General features: G+C 73.2%; 9 protein-coding genes. 6 read left to right on the plus strand and 3 right to left on the minus strand.

Going from position 1 to position 17845, the window contains the following annotated elements; genetic code table 11:
• Positions 1 to 177: 177 nt before the first annotated feature.
• Positions 178 to 1008, minus strand: coding sequence for an oxidoreductase (locus ACFY5C_RS38450; RefSeq protein ID WP_389454114.1), 831 nt, complete (start codon positions 1006 to 1008; stop codon positions 178 to 180).
• Between the two features lie 118 nt (positions 1009 to 1126).
• Between ACFY5C_RS38450 and ACFY5C_RS38455 the strand changes: the two genes are divergently transcribed.
• Positions 1127 to 2032: a LysR family transcriptional regulator gene (locus ACFY5C_RS38455; RefSeq protein WP_389454117.1), complete on the plus strand. Its 906-nt coding sequence runs from the start codon at positions 1127 to 1129 to the stop codon at positions 2030 to 2032.
• 205 nt (positions 2033 to 2237) lie between these two features.
• Here the strand turns inward: ACFY5C_RS38455 and ACFY5C_RS38460 are convergent, their stop codons facing one another.
• Positions 2238 to 4514 carry a DEAD/DEAH box helicase gene (locus ACFY5C_RS38460; RefSeq protein ID WP_389454120.1) on the minus strand — a complete coding sequence of 759 codons (2277 nt, stop codon included), beginning with the start codon at positions 4512 to 4514 and terminating at the stop codon, positions 2238 to 2240.
• A 115-nt stretch (positions 4515 to 4629) separates the two neighbouring features.
• Positions 4630 to 6918 carry a DUF4132 domain-containing protein gene (locus ACFY5C_RS38465; protein WP_389454123.1) on the minus strand — a complete coding sequence of 763 codons (2289 nt, stop codon included), beginning with the start codon at positions 6916 to 6918 and terminating at the stop codon, positions 4630 to 4632.
• A 150-nt stretch (positions 6919 to 7068) separates the two neighbouring features.
• Between ACFY5C_RS38465 and ACFY5C_RS38470 the strand changes: the two genes are divergently transcribed.
• Genes ACFY5C_RS38470 through ACFY5C_RS38490 form a run of 5 tightly spaced genes read left to right on the plus strand, consistent with a single transcriptional unit; the run spans position 7069 to position 17822 of the window.
• On the plus strand, positions 7069 to 10680 hold the full coding sequence (locus ACFY5C_RS38470; RefSeq protein ID WP_389454126.1) for a DUF4132 domain-containing protein: 3612 nt from the start codon (positions 7069 to 7071) through the stop codon (positions 10678 to 10680).
• Positions 10677 to 11777: an AAA family ATPase gene (locus ACFY5C_RS38475; RefSeq protein WP_389454129.1), complete on the plus strand. Its 1101-nt coding sequence runs from the start codon at positions 10677 to 10679 to the stop codon at positions 11775 to 11777. The genes ACFY5C_RS38470 and ACFY5C_RS38475 overlap by 4 nt, the downstream gene beginning before the upstream one ends.
• Complete coding sequence (locus tag ACFY5C_RS38480; protein WP_389454131.1) at positions 11777 to 14206, plus strand: DUF5682 family protein; 2430 nt, start codon at positions 11777 to 11779, stop codon at positions 14204 to 14206. Before ACFY5C_RS38475 ends, ACFY5C_RS38480 begins: the two co-directional genes overlap by 1 nt.
• Positions 14203 to 15507, plus strand: a complete 1305-nt coding sequence (locus ACFY5C_RS38485; protein ID WP_389454134.1) for a VWA domain-containing protein — start codon at positions 14203 to 14205, stop codon at positions 15505 to 15507. The genes ACFY5C_RS38480 and ACFY5C_RS38485 overlap by 4 nt, the downstream gene beginning before the upstream one ends.
• On the plus strand, positions 15504 to 17822 hold the full coding sequence (locus tag ACFY5C_RS38490) for a hypothetical protein (protein WP_389454137.1): 2319 nt from the start codon (positions 15504 to 15506) through the stop codon (positions 17820 to 17822). Before ACFY5C_RS38485 ends, ACFY5C_RS38490 begins: the two co-directional genes overlap by 4 nt.
• Positions 17823 to 17845 lie beyond the last annotated feature (23 nt).

Raw genomic sequence — 17845 nt, forward strand, 5'->3', positions numbered from 1 at the left:
AGGGACATGTCAATTCCGGACGTCTGCCGCACCTGTGCGTCAGCCGAAAGATTGAGGGCTCCACAGGAATTACACAAGGGCCGTGCACGGCCAACTCGGCCGGCGGCGGCGCGGCAGGCGAGGACGGCCGGTCGACGGACCGGCCGTCCTCGCATCCTGCCGCCCCGGAGGTCGCGGTCAGTCGTCGAACGCCGTGGCGCGTGTGCGCTTCTCCCAGGTCAGAACGTCGTGACGAACCTGGTCGAGGTGGCCGAGCACGGCACTGACCCCGTCGTCGCCCAACGGCAGCCGCAACGGGGTGTCCTCGGCCTCCAGCGCCGCCAGAATCAGCGCCGCCGCCTTTGCCGGGTCGCCCTGCTGGGTGCCGTCGCCGCCGGAGACCATGCCGCGGGTCTCGCTCACCTTGGCGTACAGGCCGCTGTCCGCGCTCGCCCCGGCCCGGCCCGCCTGGAACAGCGCGGTGCGGAAGGAGCCCGGCTCGACGATCAGAACCTTGATGCCGAACTCGGCGACCTCGTCCGCGAGACCTTCGGACAGCCCCTCCAGTGCGAACTTCGTTCCGCTGTACGCCGAGAAGCCCGCGAACGACATCTGCCCGCCCATGCTGCTCATCTGCACGATCGCCCCGGAGCGCCGCTCGCGCATGTGCGGGAGCACGGCCCGGGTGAGGGCGACCGGCCCGAAGACATGCACGTCGAAGAGCTCGCGCAGTTCCTGCTCGGTCGTCTCCTCGAAGGCGCCGACATGGGTGCGGCCCGCGTTGTTGACCAGGACGTCGATCCGGCCGTGCCGTGCGATCACGTCCTGGACGGCGGCCTGCGCGGCCCCAGTCTGCATGACGTCCAGACGCAGCGCCTCCACCTGGTCGGGGTGCGCGGACACCAGGTCGTCCAGGCCCTCGGGCCGCCGTGCCGCGCCGACCACCACGTCGCCCGCGGCGAGCGCCGCCTGGGCGATGGCCCGTCCGAAGCCACTGGTCGCACCGGTGATCAGCCACACCTTGTTCATGACAGCTCCTCGTATCGCCGTGATCTCGTATCGCCGTGATCTCGTATCCCCGTGATGTGGACCAGCCTGCTGCGCAATGGAGTTGCCCGTCCAAGACCCACGCTGATAACCGATGGTTATGCCGATGGATGTTCATGTACGGGATCTGCGCTACTTCGTGACGGTGGCCGAGGAGCTGCACTTCACCCGCGCGGCCGAGCGGCTGTACGTCTCCCAGCCCGCGCTCAGCAAGCAGGTCCGGGCGCTGGAGCGGCAGCTGGGCGTGGAGCTGTTCCGCCGGGAGCCGCAGGGTGTGACGCTCACCGAAGCCGGCACGGCACTGCTTCCGCACGCCCGGCGGGTGCTGGACGCCTGGTCGCAGGGGGCGGTGGCGGTGGAGTCCGCGCGGGCGGTGGCACGCGGCACGCTGGTGGTGGGCATGAGCACCAGTCCGGGGCGCGGTGGGCTGCTGCCCGCGATCCGCTCCCGTTTCACCGCCGCGCACCCGGAGACCGTCCTGCGGCTTCGACAGGTGAGCTGGGAGGACCCGACGGCGGGCCTCGCCGACGGTGCTGCCGACGTGGCCTTCGTGTGGCTGCCGCTGCCGGACGCCGGACGTTACGGCTGGACCGTGGTCGCGGAGGAGCCCCGACTGGTGGCCCTGCCCGAGACCCATCCGCTGGCGGCCCGCGCGGAGGTCGACTTCACGGACCTGCTCGAGGAGCCGTTCCTCGCCCTGCCGGCGAGCGCGGGGCCGTTGCGTGACCACTGGCTGGCGCTGGATGAGCGAGGCGGGCGCCTGCCGCGCATCGGGGCGGAGATCGCGAGCACGGAGGAGACGTACGAGGCGCTGGTCGCGGGGCTCGGGGTCTGCCTGGTGGCCGCGGGCAACGCCCCGCTGGTCTCGCTGGGCTCAGTGGTGACGCGTCCGGTGCGGGGGCTGTCGGCGAGCCGGTATGCGCTGGCCTGGCGGCGCGAGGATGCCGGGCGGCCACTCGTACGGGCGTATGCGCAGGCTTGTCGCCGGGCGGCGGGCCGGACATGACAGACGACCATCCGCACGGACGAACGCGCAGGCTTGCCGTCGAGCGGCGGGGCCGGACATGACAGACGACCACTCCCACGGACGAACACCCAGCCTTACCGCCGAGCAGCGGACCGGACATGACAGACGACCACTCCCACGGACGAATGCGCAGGCTTGCCGCCGAGCGGCGGGGCGGGCATGACGGGCGGTCAGCGCGGGGCGGTCAGGACGGGGCGGTCACAACCCCCTCGTCGCCCGGGGCGCACGCCCCTTCCGTCGCGGGCTGTGCCGGGGTCGTGCCCAGCCGGGCCTGCTCCTCCTCGACGATGCGGCGGGCGATGGCGATGTCCGAGATGTCGACGGCGTCCGGGGTCGACTCGGCGACCGCACTGCGGCGGGCGTACGCGTCGAACAGACGGGTCTTGTTCTCCAGCATCCGCACCAGCCGTTCGTCGACCCCGCCCGTGCACAGCAGTCGGTGCACGCGCACCGAGCGGACCTGGCCCATGCGGTGGGCGCGGGCGACCGCCTGGTGCTCGACCGTCGGCTTGAGCTGCGGCTCGCAGAGGATGACGACGGACGCGGCCTGCATGTTGAGGCCCACTCCGCCCGCCTCGATCTGCGACAGCAGTACGGCATGGCCGGGCGCGGCGGCGAAGTCGTCGACGAGCTGCTGCCTGCGGGCGGGCGGCACGCTCCCCGAAATCGGCCCGAACACCCGCCCGTTGCCCCGTCCGCTGCCCGGTCCGTCCTCATCCGGATCCGACGGCTCCGTCGCTCCCGGCGCGTCCGCGAGAGCCAACGCCTCCCGTACGACCGCCAGCACGTCCCGGAACGCGGAGAACACGACGACCTTCAGGCCGTTCTCGGCGGCCTCCTCGGCGATCTCGCGCAACCGGTCCAGCTTCGCCGACCGCTTCGGGCGCGCGTACGCCGCCCTGCGCATCGCCATGAAATTGCCGGCCCGCACGGCCTCGCGGTAGGCCTCCGCGTCCGCCGCGCTGGGTTCCTCCCACTCGTCCGTGTGCTGGAGCGCGGGGAGTTCGGTGAGGACGTCCTGCTGGTTACGGCGCAGATAGACCGGCGCGACGGCCTTCCGGAACGCCTTCGAACCGGCGACCGAGTCGTGGTCGTCGACGGTCTCGGCCAGCCCCGGCTGCAGGATCCGCACCAGGCTGCGGAACTCCTCGACCCGGTTCTCCATGGGCGTACCGGTCATGAACAGCACCCGCTCGCAGTGCTCGGCCCACTCGGAGACGGTCCTGGAGCGGCGGGTCGCGGGGTTCTTGACGTAGTGCGCCTCGTCGACCACGAGCATGCCCAGCTCGCCGCCGCCCGGCACCGGAAAGCCGCGCAGGGCGTCGAAGGTGGTGACCGCTACGCCACCCCGGCCCTTCCAGTCCGCGAACGCCTCCTGCCGTTCGGGGCCGTGCAGCGGTGTCACACGCAGCGCGCTGCGCTTGTCGATCTCGCGGGTCCAGTTGATGAGCACGCTGGCCGGGCAGACCACCATGAAGTGACTCTGCCCCTCGGCGGCGAGGTGGGCCAGCGCGGCGATCGCCTGGATCGTCTTGCCCAGCCCCATCTCGTCGCCGAGGATCGTCCGGCGCTGGGCGAGGGCGAAGCGGGTGCCGAAGGCCTGGTAGCCGCGCAGCGAGACGCGTCGGTGCGTGTCGTCGAGTGTCTGGTTCCTGACCCGCTCGGCCACCTCGTCCGGCAGAAATCCCTCGGCCGCCGCGGGATCGGGAGCGCGGCCTGAGAGCTCGGCGAGCAGGCCGTAGTACTCGGTGGAACGCAGCTCGAAGTCGACCAGGGCGGCCACCTCGGACTCCGGGCGGCGCAGCAGGTCGACCGAGGCCTGGGCGAGCAGCTCGGGCGTCCCGTCCCGCTCGGCCTGCTCGGTCAGGGTGCGGATCCCGGCGACGGCCGTCAGTGCCCGCTCCCGTTTGGCCTGTCCGGCGAACAGCATGCGCAGTCGCCCGGTCGCCGGCCCGGCCTCGGCCAGCAGCGGGCCGAGCCGCTCGGTCAGCGCCTTGGCCGCGTCGACGGCCCGGCGCGCCTCGTCGCCCGCCTCCACCAGCACGCCGAGCGCCATCACCAGCGCGGTGGTCCGGGGCTCGGGCCGGTCCACGTCGATGTGTACGGCGATGGTGTCCCGTACGGCGTCGGCGATCCGCCGGGCTGCGGCCACGGTCTGGTCGGCGGTCTGCTGTCCGACCCCGGGGAGCTGGCGCAACCGGTACGGCCCGGCGTCCAGGACCTGCCCGACCGTCCGGAACCCGCCCTTCTCCACCTCGCCCAGCCGCAACCTGCCCTCGGTGACGTCCTTGAGCCGGGCGACGGGGATGACGTCCAGCTCGCGCCGCGCCAGCTCGTCATGGATCGGCTCCAGGGCCTGCCGTACGGCCGCGACGGCCCGCGCGTGGTCATCGGCCACCGCCTGCGCCGCCTCGTGCAGCCGCCCGCCCCGGGCCACCGCCTCCCGCTCACTCCGCCCCATCGCGCCCCGGCCCCTTCCCGCCCCTCTCGTCGCGTCCTTGGCATCCTGCCATCCACGGCTGCGCCAGGTCGTGTCCGCGAAGTCCCGTCCGCCCGCAGGGCTTTGCGGACACGGCCTAGCTTCTCGTGATCTGCGCGACGATCGATCCGTCCGTGATCTGCGTGTCCGCGGCCAGCAGGAACGCCTTGCTCAGGATCAGCGAGAGGCGGTCGTCCTCGAACGGCAGAAACACTCTTCCGCCGTCCTTGTCCCGCTTGTCCCGTGCCGGGACGACGCACAGGTAGCTGCCGTCCGGTTCCATCAGGATGTTGGCCGAGCCGAGATGGATCCGGTACGTGCGCAGGTCGCCGCGGACGATCAGGAAGCGGCCGTCGAGCGAGCACCGGTCGGCGATCTTCAGCCGGGGCAGGATCCGCTCCAGGGCGTCGCGCCGGGATGCGGCGCTCTCGGTCAGTTCGGCGAAGCCGGCCCGTTCCCAGTAGGTCCGCCCGGGGCCGGCGTCGGTCCAGTCGGGATCGGCGGCGATCGAGGTCACACCGACGAAGAGGTCGATGTCCCGCATCGCCTCGCTGAACACCAGCGGGGGCACGTCCGCGAGCGGAGCCTCACGCCACGCACCGTCGGCCCGGCGGGCGAAGCGGACCTGGTCGGTCGAGGCCAGTTCGTCGCCGTCGGCCCAGTCGTACCAGGTCTGGAAGAAGCGCACCTGCCACTGCCCCGCCGCCAGGGTGCGCTCGGCCGCGTCGCCGTCCCCGTCGTCCCACGGGCCGAGCCGGCCGCTCGTCCAGCCCCGAGCCCGGAAAAGGGCGAACATCCTGCGGTAGTGGACGAGGTGCGCGGCGAAGCGGTTGGAGTACACGCGGGTCTCCTCCTCGGCCGGGGTGAGGCGGTAGATCTCCCGGAAGGCCTGCTTGAACGGCTGCCGGATCCGCCGGTCGGTGAGCAGGTCCCGCCAGGCCCGCACGGTGTCGGGGGCGGAGCGGAGCGGGTGCCAGAGGCGGACGGCGGCGTCGTCGGGTGCGTCGGGCAGGTCACCCGCCTCGGGCAGTACTGCCTGCCACTCCCCCGGCGCGACCTCGATCTCCCAGATCAGGCGGCGTACCAGGAACCGGGCCTGCGGATGTCCGGCCAGCTCGGTGCGCCACCAGCCGTACGGGTGCACGGCGTCGACCGTGAAGCCGCCCTCCAGCGCGCGGGCGAGGGTCACGAGTTGGGCGTTCACCCGCTTCACCAGCTCGCGCAGCTCCTTGACGAGCGCGGCGTGGTCGCGGCGGACCGGCGCCGGGAGGCTGCGCAGCGGGCGGCCTTCCTTCTCCCAGGTCAGCGTGGCGTTCTCGGCGACGGTGACGACGCCCTCGTAGTCGCCGGCCTTCCTGCGCAGCACGCCGTCGTCACCGAACCCCAGCCTCGGCAGCCGCAGCGCCACGTCGGTGCGCTCGGCAAGGGCCGCCTCGACCTTCTTCAGCATCTTGTCGAGTTGCTTGGGGACTCCGGCGTGCCGGACGTTCCCGCGCACGGTGCGTATCGCGGTCACCAGCTCGGGTGTGGGGAAGTCCTGTGCGGCACGGACGAGTTCGTACAGGAGCGCCTGTGACGGCACCGTCCTGGCCGGCGCCGGGGCGATGGCGACGCCGGGCAGCAGCCGGTCGAACAGCTCGGGCAGCCAAGGCTCGTCGCGCAGCAGCGCCACCCGCGCGGCCCTCCCGAGCACGAGAACCTCCTGGTCCGTGAACGCCTTGTCCGCCCGGTAGGGGATCTCTCCCGCCCGGATCGCGTCGGTGCGGTCTGCCGCCGCTTCCAGGGCACGGCGGGCGAACGCGACGTACGCCGGGGTGTCGGCCGCACTGCGCCAAACGCCGGTGAGTGACGGTGACGGCGAGCTGAACCTGTCGCTCCTGTCGATCTCGGACAGCCGCACCCGCTCGGCCGGGCCGAGGGCGGCGATGACGGCGATCTCGTCGGCGACGACAGGGCCGACGTCCCGGGAGAGCCGCTCCCTCGCCACCCGCAGTGTCGCCTCGTCCGCCAGCCCCGCGACCGCGAGCAGGGCGTACGGCTGTCGCACGGTGTCCTTGGCCAGCAGCAACTCGACCAGTCGGCGGGCCGGTTCGGAGACGTCGGGCAGCGGACCGGTGCAGCGCTCCAGCGTGGCCAGGCCGAAGGTGAGGTCCGCCCAGCCGCGCTGCTCGGCCGTCTCGACGAGCATCTCGAACAGCCGCCCGCACACGTCCGGCGTGTAGCGCGGCTGCCGTTCCCTGGCCGCCTCCTCGATCGCGACGCGAAATCTCGTCGTCGCATGCTGTTCCGAGACGTCCACCTGGTACGTCTCCACCAGCATGCCGCCGAGCTCCTCGGCGGAGACCTGCGACAAGTCGGGGTGCGTCGCGTCCCTCTCGTAGTCCATGCGGGGATCATGGCAGCCGGCACTGACATCGCCGCCGGGCGATGCTGCCCGGTGCTCACACCGCCGTCCCGTTGTCAGTGGCCCCCGTTACTGTGGCGGCCACTTGATCGAACGATCACCGACCGGGGGGTCGGCGAAGGGGGGGGGGCCGTGCGGCGCTGGGAGTTTGTCGGGGACGGTTCGGCGAAGTTCTGGGAGGCGGAGGCCGAGGGCGCCGCCGTCACCGTGCGCTACGGGCGAGTTGGCGCGGAGGGCCGTACGCAGGTGAAGGAGCTGGACTCGGACGAGGCGGCTCGGCTTCATCTGGCGAAGGTGATCGCGGAGAAGGAGCGCAAGGGGTATCGGGAGGTCTCCGTCGAGGTCTCTGTCGATGTCTCGGCCGAGGCCGCTGTCGGGGATTCGGCGCAGGCTGTGGAGTCGGCCCCGACGTCGCCGGACGAGGCCGTCCTGCCTGACGAGGAGACCTTCGAAGTACCCGCCGCCTGGCGGCGGTTGGTCCACCCGCGGCGGGGCGGGATCAAGCGTGCCGCCGTCGAGCCGCGCAAGGACGCCGAGGAGCGGGTGGCCGGCCGGCTGAAGGAGGAGGCGGAGTGGGTCGAGCAGATGCTCTCCTCCCCGCTGAGCGAGGCCCGGATCGTCGAGGCGGCCCGCGCGCATCTGAACGGCAGTCCCAGTCCGCTCGGCGCCGCCGCGCTGGCCGCGATGACCATGCACTATCAGCTCCCCAGCGGGATCTTCGTGGACACCTGGGTCCAGAACCACGGCCTGGCCTTCGCCGCGCGGGCGGTCGTGGAGTACTTCGACATCGAGGCCCACTGGCTGCAGTACGGCATGAACCGGCAGGATCCCCGGCTGCGCTTCCGGCCCGCCGGCGGCCATGTCGAGGCCCAGTGGGCGCGCCCCCACTTCGCCGACCGGATGCGGGCCCTGCTGGCCGCCGCCGACGAGGACTCGTACGGGGCAGCCGTCACCGCGCTCGCGCAGTGCCGGGACGCGGAGCGTCGTCGCATCGTCGTGTCCTATCTGGTGCCCGGCGAGCAGGAGTGGGTCGCCGAGTGCTGCACGGGCGAGGTCGTGGACGACCCGCTGCTCCGGGAGATGCTGCTGTGCTCGGTCGGCTCCCCTGAGCAGCTCGGCCACTTCGGCAGCAGGCTGCATCTGCACTGGGGCAGTTGGTCGATGGCGTTCGTCGCCACGCTCGCCGAGGGCACCGGCATCGCGTTCGCGCCGATGCTGGAGGAGGGGCTGGACGTCGCGTACGGCTCCGACCGGACCAAGATCCTCGCCGGTGCCCTGGTCGAGCTGCCCTCGGACGACGCCTTCGGCATCCTTCTCGCCCGCGTCGAGGACAAGCACGTCCGCCCGCATCTGCTGGAGGCGATGCGTCGTTACCCGGCCCGCGCCCTGCGCCTGCTGGGCAGGGCGGCGCTTGGCTCCGCCAAGTACGCCTCGATGGCCCGGCAGTTGCTGACCGCGCACGTCCATACGCACCAGAAGCTGACGGCCATCGTGCTGCCCGACCTGCCCGCCGCCGTCGCCGACCTCGTCGAACCGACGCTCACCAGCAGTGACCGAGTGGCCGACGCCCCGCCGCAGGCGCTGCCCGCGCTGCTGGTCAGCCCGCCGTGGGCGAAGAAGCGTACGGCCCGCAAGGCGCGCGTCGCGGACGAGACACCGGTCGTGCCGGAGCCCCGGGTCGCCTGGCTGCCCGGTGAGCGGGAGGAGTGGGCCGGCACCAAGTCCTGGTACGGCGAGTGGCGCATGAAGTACGCCTGGAGCAAGGAGATCGAAATCCTCCAGCGGGGCGAGCAGTTGAAGGACGTCCGGGACGTCCGGCTGTTCGTCGACGGGCCCGCGGACGTCGTCCGACCGTTGCTGGCCGTCTGCGCCCCCAAGGACTACTGGGACGGCGAGGCCTGTCTCAAGCCGGTCGCGGCCAAGCACGAGGTGCACGCCCTGCCGTTGCTGCTGCACGCCGCCGCGCGGCACCCCTCCACCCTGGGTGCGCCAATCCTGCCGTTTCTGAGTGTCGAGGTCGCCGCGCTGGTGTGCGACTGGCTGGCCCGCCTGAAGTCGGCCGACGCGACGGCCCGCGCGTGGCTGGTGCGGCACGCCCTGGCCGCCGTCCCGTTCCTCGTCCCCCACGCGGTGGGCAAACCCGGCATCGTGCGCCGGGGCGCGGAGCAGGCGTTGAGGCTGGTGGCGGACGCACAGGGCGGGGAGGCCGTGCTGAAGGCCGTCGCCGAGAGCGGGCAGGAGGCCGCGCACATCGTCGAGGAGCTGCTGGCCGCCGATCCGCTGGAAAGCGCACTTCCGGCACGCATGCCGGTCGTGGGCGCCTGGGCCGACCCCGCGCTGTTGCCGCAGATCCTGCTGAAGGAGGGCGGCGCGCTGCCCGCCGACGCGGTACGGCACACCCTGACCGTCCTGGCGGTGTCCAAGCCCGGCGAGGTCTACCCCGGCCTCGACGCGCTGACCGAGCACTGCACCGCCGACTCCCTCGCCGTCTTCGCCTGGGGCCTGTTCGAGCAGTGGCGGCTCGCCGGGATGCCTCCCAAGGAGAGCTGGGCGCTGCACGCCCTGGGCTGGCTCGGGGACGACGAGACCGTCCGGCGTCTGACTCCCGTGCTGCGCGCGTGGCCCGGCGAGGGGGCGCACCACCGTGCCGTGGAGGGGCTGAACGTCCTCGCGACGATCGGCACCGACGTGGCGCTGCTGCATCTGCACGGCATCGCCCAGCGGGTCCCGTTCAAGGCCCTGAAGGTCCGCGCCCAGGAGAAGATCGCCGAGGTCGCGGAGGGGCTGGGACTGACCGCCGAGCAGCTGGGCGACCGGCTCGTCCCCGACTTCGGTCTCGACGCCGACGGCAGCACCGTCATCGACTACGGCTCCCGGCAGTTCACCGTCGGCTTCGACGAGCAGTTGCGGCCGTACGTCCGCGACGCCGACGGCAAGCCCCGCAAGGCCCTGCCCGCGCCCGCCGCCAAGGACGACCCGGAGCTCGCGCCGGCCGAACGCAAGCGGTTCGCCACGCTGAAGAAGGACGTCCGCACGGTCGCCGGTGACCAGGTGCGGCGGCTGGAGGCGGCGATGGTGGGCGGGCGTTCCTGGACGGCCTCCGAGTTCCAGGAGCTGTTCGTGGCGCATCCGCTGCTGTGGCACCTGGTGCGGCGCCTGGTCTGGCTCAGCGAGGTGGACGGCGAGGTGACGGCGTTCCGGGTGGCGGAGGACCGTACGTTCGCCGACGTCGAGGACGACGAACTGACGCTGCCCGAGGAGGCGAGCGTCCGGCTGGCGCATCCGCTGCACCTGGGTGAGGATCTCGGCGCCTGGGCGGAGCTGTTCGCCGACTACGAGATCCTGCAGCCCTTCCCGCAGCTCGGCCGGGCCGTGCACGCCCTGACCGAGGAGGAGTCCGCCGGCCACCGGCTGACCCGGTTCGAGGGCGCGACGGTACCGGTGGGCAAGCTGCTCGGCCTCACCAAGCGGGGCTGGGAGCGGGGCAGTCCGGAGGACAACGGCGTGGAGCGCTGGTTCCACCGCCGTATCGACGACGACCACTACGTGGTCATCGGCCTGGACGAGGGGATCGCCGTCGGCATGGTCGACACGTTCCCCGACCAGACCTTCGAGAACGTGTGGCTCGACAGCGGCCCAGGCGACTACTGGAGCAGCCGCCAGTACCCGCTGCGCTTCGGCGGTCTCGACCCCGTCATCGCCTCCGAAATCCTCGCCGACCTCACGGAGGTGACCGCGAAGTGACTGCGACCGTGACTGTCGAAGACGCCGACGAGCAGTTGCAGCGCCCGCCCGCCGAGGTCCGCCACGCCGGTGAACTCGCCGCCCTGCGCGCGGCCGACGGCGATCCGCGTCCGCCGGGCTGGCAGCTCAGCCTGCGGGCCGCCCGGCGTTTCATCGTGGGCGACGAACGGGCCGGCATCAGCCGCAAGTTCGTCGGCAACGTCTCCCTGGTGGAGCGCGCCCTGGTCACCCTGGCGACCAACCGTGGCCTGATGCTGGTGGGAGAGCCTGGCACGGCGAAGTCGCTGCTCTCCGAGCTGATCGCGGCGGCCGTCAGCGGCAGTTCCGCGCTCACCGTGCAGGGCGGCGCGGCCACCACCGAGGACCAGATCAAGTACTCGTGGAACTACGCCCTGTTGGTCTCCGAGGGCCCCTCCCCCCGCTCCCTCGTCCCCGCGCCCATGCTGAGCGGCATGGCCGAGGGCCGGATCGTGCGCTTCGAGGAGATCACCCGCTGCCCGCTGGAGGTGCAGGACTGCCTGCTGTCGCTGCTGTCCGACCGGGTCATCGCCATCCCCGAGCTGGACGGGCCGCAGGGCATGGTCTTCGCCCGGCAGGGATTCAACGTCATCGCCACCGCCAACACCCGCGACCGGGGCGTCAATGAGATGAGTGCCGCGCTCAAGCGCCGCTTCAACTTCGAGACCGTGTTCCCCATCCCCGACTTCGACACCGAGCTGGCCCTGGTCGAGGCCGAGGCCACGGCGTTGCTGCGGCAGTCGGGCGTGGCGGCGGCGCCGCGCCGGGACGTGCTGGAGGTCCTGGTGGGCACGTTCCGGGAACTGCGCGGCCCGGCGGAGCGCGGCGAGCGGATGTCGACGGTGATGAGCACCGCCGAGGCCGTGTCCGTCGCCCACGCGGTGGGAGTGCGGGCCTGGTTCCTGCGCGGCGAGCCCGGCAGCGCGGCCGACGTGGTGACGAGCCTCGCGGGCACCGCGGCGAAGGACAGCCCCGAGGACCTCGCCCGGCTCCGGCGGTTCCTGGAGCAGGACGTGCCCAGGCGCAAGGGCGCGCAGTGGCAGGCGCTGCACGACGCACGGCACCTCCTGGCGGACTGATGACGAACACCGTCGACTCCGGCCCCGCCGTCTTCCTCGGCGTACGGCACCACTCGCCGGCGTGCGCCCGCCTGGTCAGCCGCGCGATCGAGACCCTGCGGCCGGCGTACGTGCTGGTGGAGGGCCCGGCGGACATGAACGACCGGCTGGACGAGTTGCTGCTCGGCCACCGGCTGCCCGTCGCCGTCTTCAGCCACTACCGCGACGAGACACGCGTCGCGACCTCGTGGGCCCCGCTGTGCGACTACTCCCCGGAGTGGATCGCACTGCGGGACGGTCGCGCCGCCGGTGCGGACGTGCGGTTCATCGACCTGCCGGCCTGGCATCCGGCGTTCGCGGAACGCACCGACCGCCAGACCAACCGCTACGCCGACGCCGAGGCGAGGTACACGGAGGCGACGCGACGGCTGTGCGCGCGCTTCGCCGTGGACTCGGTCGACGCGCTGTGGGACGGGTTGTTCGAGGTCGCCGAACCCGGCGCCGGAGCCGAGCCGGACGACCCGGACGGTCTCCGCGCCCGCCTCGACGCCTACTTCGAGCTGGTGCGCGGCGACGCCGAAGCCGACCCCGGCGACCGGGCGCGTGAGGAGTACATGGCGTCCTGGGTGCGGGCCGCGGTGGCCCACGCCGGCGGGCGGCCGGTGCTGGTGGTGACCGGTGGCTTCCACCAGCCGGCCCTGCGTGCGCTGTCGTACCCGGACGGCGGCCACGACGACGGCGCCGACGGGGCCGCCGACTGGCCGGAGGTCCCCGCGCCACCCGACGGGGCGCTCGGCGGCAGCTTCCTGGTGCCGTACTCCTTCCGGCAGTTGGACGCATTCTCCGGCTACCAGTCCGGCATGCCCTCGCCCGGCTACTACCAGCAGCTGTGGGAAGGCGGCCCGGACGCCGCGGCGCAGGGCCTGTTGCGCTCCGTCGCCGAGCGGCTGCGTGCCCGCAGGATCCCGGTGTCCACGGCCGACCTGATCGCGGCGCGCGGTCTGGCCCAGGGGCTGGCCCTGATGCGGGGGCATCCGCACGAGACCCGCGTTGATGTCCTCGACGGACTCGCGGGTGCGCTGATCAGCGACGATCTGGAAGAGCCGCTGCCGTGGACCGGCAGGGGCACGCTCGGTGCCGGCGCCCATCCGGTCGTGGTGGAGATGGTCGCCGCCTGCGCCGGTGAGACCGAGGGACGTCTGCACCCCGACACACCTGTGCCCCCGCTCGTGCACGACGTCGCCGAACAGCTCGCCCGCCTGGGTCTGGCCGACGCGGACACCCCGGTCACCTTCGACCTCACCGACCCGGTCGGCCTGACGCGCAGCCGGGTCCTGCACCGCCTGCGCGTATTGGGCGTGCCCGGCTTCACCCGGGTCTCGGGCCCGTCCGACGGCGCCGATCCGGTCTTCACCGAGCGCTGGGAGCCCGGTCCGGCGAGCGGACGGGAGGCTGCGCTCATCGAGGCGGGTGCATACGGAGCACGGCTGGACGAGGCGGCCTCGGTGATGCTCGGGGAGCGGGCGCGCGCCGCGGGCACGGCGGCAGGGCCGCTCGCGGGGCTGCTGTTCGACGCGGTGCTGTGCGGCGTCGGCCCGCTCTGCGACGACCTGCTGGACGCGCTCGCGAAGCAGGTCGGCCAGGTACCGGAACTCGGGCCGCTCGGCGAGGTGTTGGGCGCTGCGCTGGGGCTGTGGCGTCACGACCGGGTGTTCGGCGTGGCCCGCGGCCGACTGCTCGGCAGCGTCGTCGCGGGCGCCGCCGACCGCGTGTTCTGGCTGGCTGAGGGGCTGCACGGCGGCCCCGGCGTAGACTTCGCGCGGCTTCGCGCCATGGCCGCCGCCCGGGACGCGCTGCTGCACGCGCCGGAGTTGCTGTCGGTCACCCGCGAAGCCGCCGCCGAGGCCGCATCCCGCATCGCCCGCGACCGGCGTGCCCCGGCCGACCTGCGGGGCGCCGCCTTCGGAATGCGCTGGGCGTTGGGTGTCCCCGACGACCCGGCGACGGCCGTGCAGTCGCTTGCGGCGGGCGCCGTCGACACCCTCGGCGACTGGCTGGCCGGCCTGTTCGCGTTGGCTCGCGAGGAGGTCGCCGCGGGTGCGACGGCGGGCGTCCCGGCGGGCGCGACGGCCGCCGGGGAGGTCGCCGGGGCTGCCGACGCGGATGTCGGCGGCGCGCCCCTGATCGATGTCCTCGACGGCATCGTCGCCGCGATGGCCGAGGACGACTTCCTCACCGGCCTGCCCGCCCTCCGCCAGGCCTTCGCCTTCTTCCCGCCCCGCGAACGCGAACGCATCGCGGAACGCCTGCTGCAGCGGCGCGGCAAGCACGGCTCGGCCCGCTCCCTGCTGCGGACGACCGCCGACCCGCTGCAACTCGCCCGCGCCCGAGCCCTGGAGGAAAACGTGGCCCGACTGCTGGACCGGCACGGGCTGGGGGCGGTGCGATGAATTCCCCGGCTCCTGGCGAGGCACCGAGCTATCCGGGCCCCACAGTCCCGGACCTCACATCCCCGGACCCCACGGTCCCGAACCCCACATCCCCGGACCCCACAGTCCCGGACCCCACCCTCGAACGCTGGCGCCTGATCCTCGGCTCCCCCGCCGAGCGCTGCACCGGCCCGCTGAGCGGTTCCGCCGTCGCCCGGGACGCCGCCCTCGACTGGCTCTACGGCCGTGACGAGGACCTGCGTCGCCGTGGGGTGCGCCGAGGCGGGTCGAGGTCCGACTCCAGAGAGGGCGGGGGCGGGCCGTCCCAACTCACCGCCGTCGACTGGCTCGACGACATCCACCGGCTGTTCCCGAAGGAGACCGTGGAGCGGCTGGAGCGGGACGCCGTGGAGCAGTACGGGATCCACGAGATCGTCACCGACCCGGACGTCCTCGCCCGCGTCGAGCCCAGCCAGACCCTGCTGCGCGCCGTCCTGCGCACCAAGCACCTGATGAACCCCCAAGTGCTCGCCGCGGCACGCCGGATCGTCGAGACCGTCGTACGCCAGCTGATGGAGCGCCTGCGCCCGGAGGTCCGCCGCGCGTTCACCGGCTCCCGCTCCCGCCGCCCCAGCCGGCTGCCCCTGGCCCGCGACTTCGACTTCCGGACCACCATCCGCGCCAACCTCGCCCACTACCAGCCCGAGCAACGCCGCATCCTCATCCAGCGCCCGCACTTCCACTCTCGCACCCGCCGCCACCTGGAACAGTGGCAACTCGTGCTGCTGGTGGACCAGTCGGGCTCCATGGCCGGCTCCGTGATCCACTCCGCCGTCACCGCCGCCTGCCTGTGGAGCCTGCCGGGCCTGAAGACCCACCTGGTCGCCTTCGACACCGAGGTGGTCGACCTGACGTCCGACGTGACCGACCCCGTGGAGCTGCTGATGGGGGTGCAGCTGGGCGGCGGCACGGACATCGCCCGGGCCGTCGACTACGGCGCCTCGCTGGTCGAGAACCCCCGGCGCACCATCGTCGCCCTGGTCTCCGACTTCTACGAGGGTGGCGACCCGTACCGCCTGGTCCGCACCGTGCGCCGACTGGTCGAGCAGGGCACCACCGTGCTGTGCCTGGCCGCCCTCGACGAGGCCGCCGACCCCGTCTACGACCGCGACCTGGCCGGGCGACTGGCGCAGGTCGGCGCCCCGGTGGGCGCCATGACACCGGGCCGGCTCGCCGAGTTCGTGGCGGAGAAGGTCGGCCGGGGAGGACAGGGCGGGCCCGGCGGACAGGGCGGCCTGGGCGGACAGGGAGGTCTCGGATGACTCGGACGACACAGCCGACGACCATCCGCACCGATCTGCTGGCCCTGACGCCCCAGACGCTCGCCTCCCTCGCCAATCGCGGCCTCGTCAAGCGTGCGGAGAAGGACCTGGCGGCGGGCTCCGGCCCGGAGGTGACCGTCACCGACGACGGCACGGTACGCGGACGCTTCCCGGACGGGACAGATACGGCTCTCCCGCCGGGCCTCGGCCTCGACGCAGCGCACTGCGGCTGTGCGGCTACGGGCGTGTGTCGCCACCGCATCGGACTGGTGCTCGCGTATCAGCGCGCGGCCGGGTCCGCCCCGGAAGACGACTCGCCCGCCGCCAGGACCGAGTTCGTCGACTGGACGCCGGCCGAGTTCGACGACGACGCCCTGACCGCCGCACTGGGCCGGGCGGCACTCTTGGCCGCTCAGCGCGTCAAGGACCGCGGCTACGTCGCCCGACTGCACCGCCCCACCACCACCGACCCGGAACCCCGCGTAGAACTGCCTACCTGCACCGTCCGGTTCCCGGTCCCCCACGAGCTGGGCTACGCCCTCACCGACGCGTCCGCCGCACTGCGCGGCGAGGTGGTGGCCCTGGCGGTCTGGGCGTTCCGGGCCGCGGATGGCACGGCCGGCGCGAAGACGGCGGACGCCACGGCCACCGCGAAGACCGCGAACGCCACGGCCACCGCGAAGACCGCGAACGCCACGGCCACCGCGAAGACCGCGAACGCCACGGCCACCGCGAAGACCGCGAAGACCGCGGACGCCGCGGACGCCGCGGACGCCCCAGGACGCCCAGACGGCCGGGACGCCCCAAAGCCCGCAGATGGCACGGTCGCCCCCGCCGCCACAGCCTCCGCAACCACGACCACGACCACGACCACAATCACAGCCACTGCCACATCCACAGCCGCCGCCAACACCCCCCAGCCCACCGAGGTAAGCGTCGGCGGCCACACCCCCACCGCCGGCGCACACCGCACCGAAGGCCCTCTCCGCGCCGCCCTGGCCCTCGCCGACGACCTCCTCCTGGACGGCGTCCAGCAGGCGGGCCCGGTCTTCGCCGGCTCCCTCGCCCGCGCCCAGGAGTCGCTGACCGCCGCCTCCATGCACTGGCCCGCCGGGGCCGTGGCCGAACTGCGGGAGCAGATCGACGCGTACGCCACGCGCGGCACGCACTACGAGGCGGAGCGCTTCGCCTTGCTGCTGGCCGAGCTGCACGCCAGGCACCGCGCCGCCGGCCACGACCCGGTAGGGGTGCTGGGCACCAAGGAGGCACCGGAGACACCGCTGCGCCGGGTGCGGCTGGTGGCGCTCGGCTGCCGGATCGGCGGCACGGCGCGCGACCGTACCGCCGAGACGTACTTCGCCCACGCCGAAGCCGGAATCGTGCTGGTGCTGCGCAAGCGCTGGGAGCTGACGCAGGACCAGGTCCTCTCCGGGCACGAGTTGGCCGGCCGCCGCCTGCTCGGCTCGCCCCTGCGCACCCTCGCCGCGGCGAACGTGGTCAGCGAGCACACCTCACGCGCCGCCGACCGGACCGTCTCCATCTCCCGGGGCCGCATCGCCGCCACCAGCGTCACCCCGCTCGGCTCGGCCTGGCGGGAACTGCCCGGCAGCCTGTTGCTCCGGGACACCGCAGCGCACCTGCGGGAGGCCGGCGCACGGCCGCCCCGGCTGATCCGCCCGCGGGTCGAGGCGGAGTCGGTGCGGGTGGTGGAGGTGGCCGCCGTGGAGTCCGTCGGCTACGACCCCGCCGCGCAGCGGCTGGAAGCGGTCGTACGCGACCCGGCGGGCAACGAGATCCTGGTCCGCGCCGCATACAACCCCCTCTGCCCGGGCGGCCTGGACGCGCTCGCCGCCGCGCTCGGCGACGAGGAGGTCCACAGCGTCAGCGGCATGCTGAACCGCACCCACGGCAGGATCGTGCTGGACCCGCTGGCCGTACTGACCGCCAAAGGACTGATCATCCCCGACCTCGCCCCGGGGGAAGGCGACACCACACTCGCGATGGTCCGGGCCCGCTCCACCGACCCGATCACCACCGCACTCGAATCGGCCCTCACCGCCCTGGCCCAGGCCGCCCACCACGGCCTGCGCCGACTGACGACGCCCGCCCGGACCCGCCTGACCGACAGCGCGGCGGCACTCAGACGCGCCGGCCTGCACACGGCCGCCCGCCTGATGGGCGACCTGGACACGGCCCTCCGCCGGGACGGCGCCACGGCGGCCGTCCCGGCATGGGTCGATGCCCAGATCCAGCTGACGGTGAGCCTGGAACTGCACGCGGAAGGAGGCGGCACCGCCGGGAACCCGGAAGGCTGAGGGACGGGACGTGCCTGGCCTGA

Origin of the sequence: Streptomyces sp. NPDC012935, from assembly GCF_042900345.1 — a bacterium.
GTDB lineage: Bacteria > Actinomycetota > Actinomycetes > Streptomycetales > Streptomycetaceae > Streptomyces.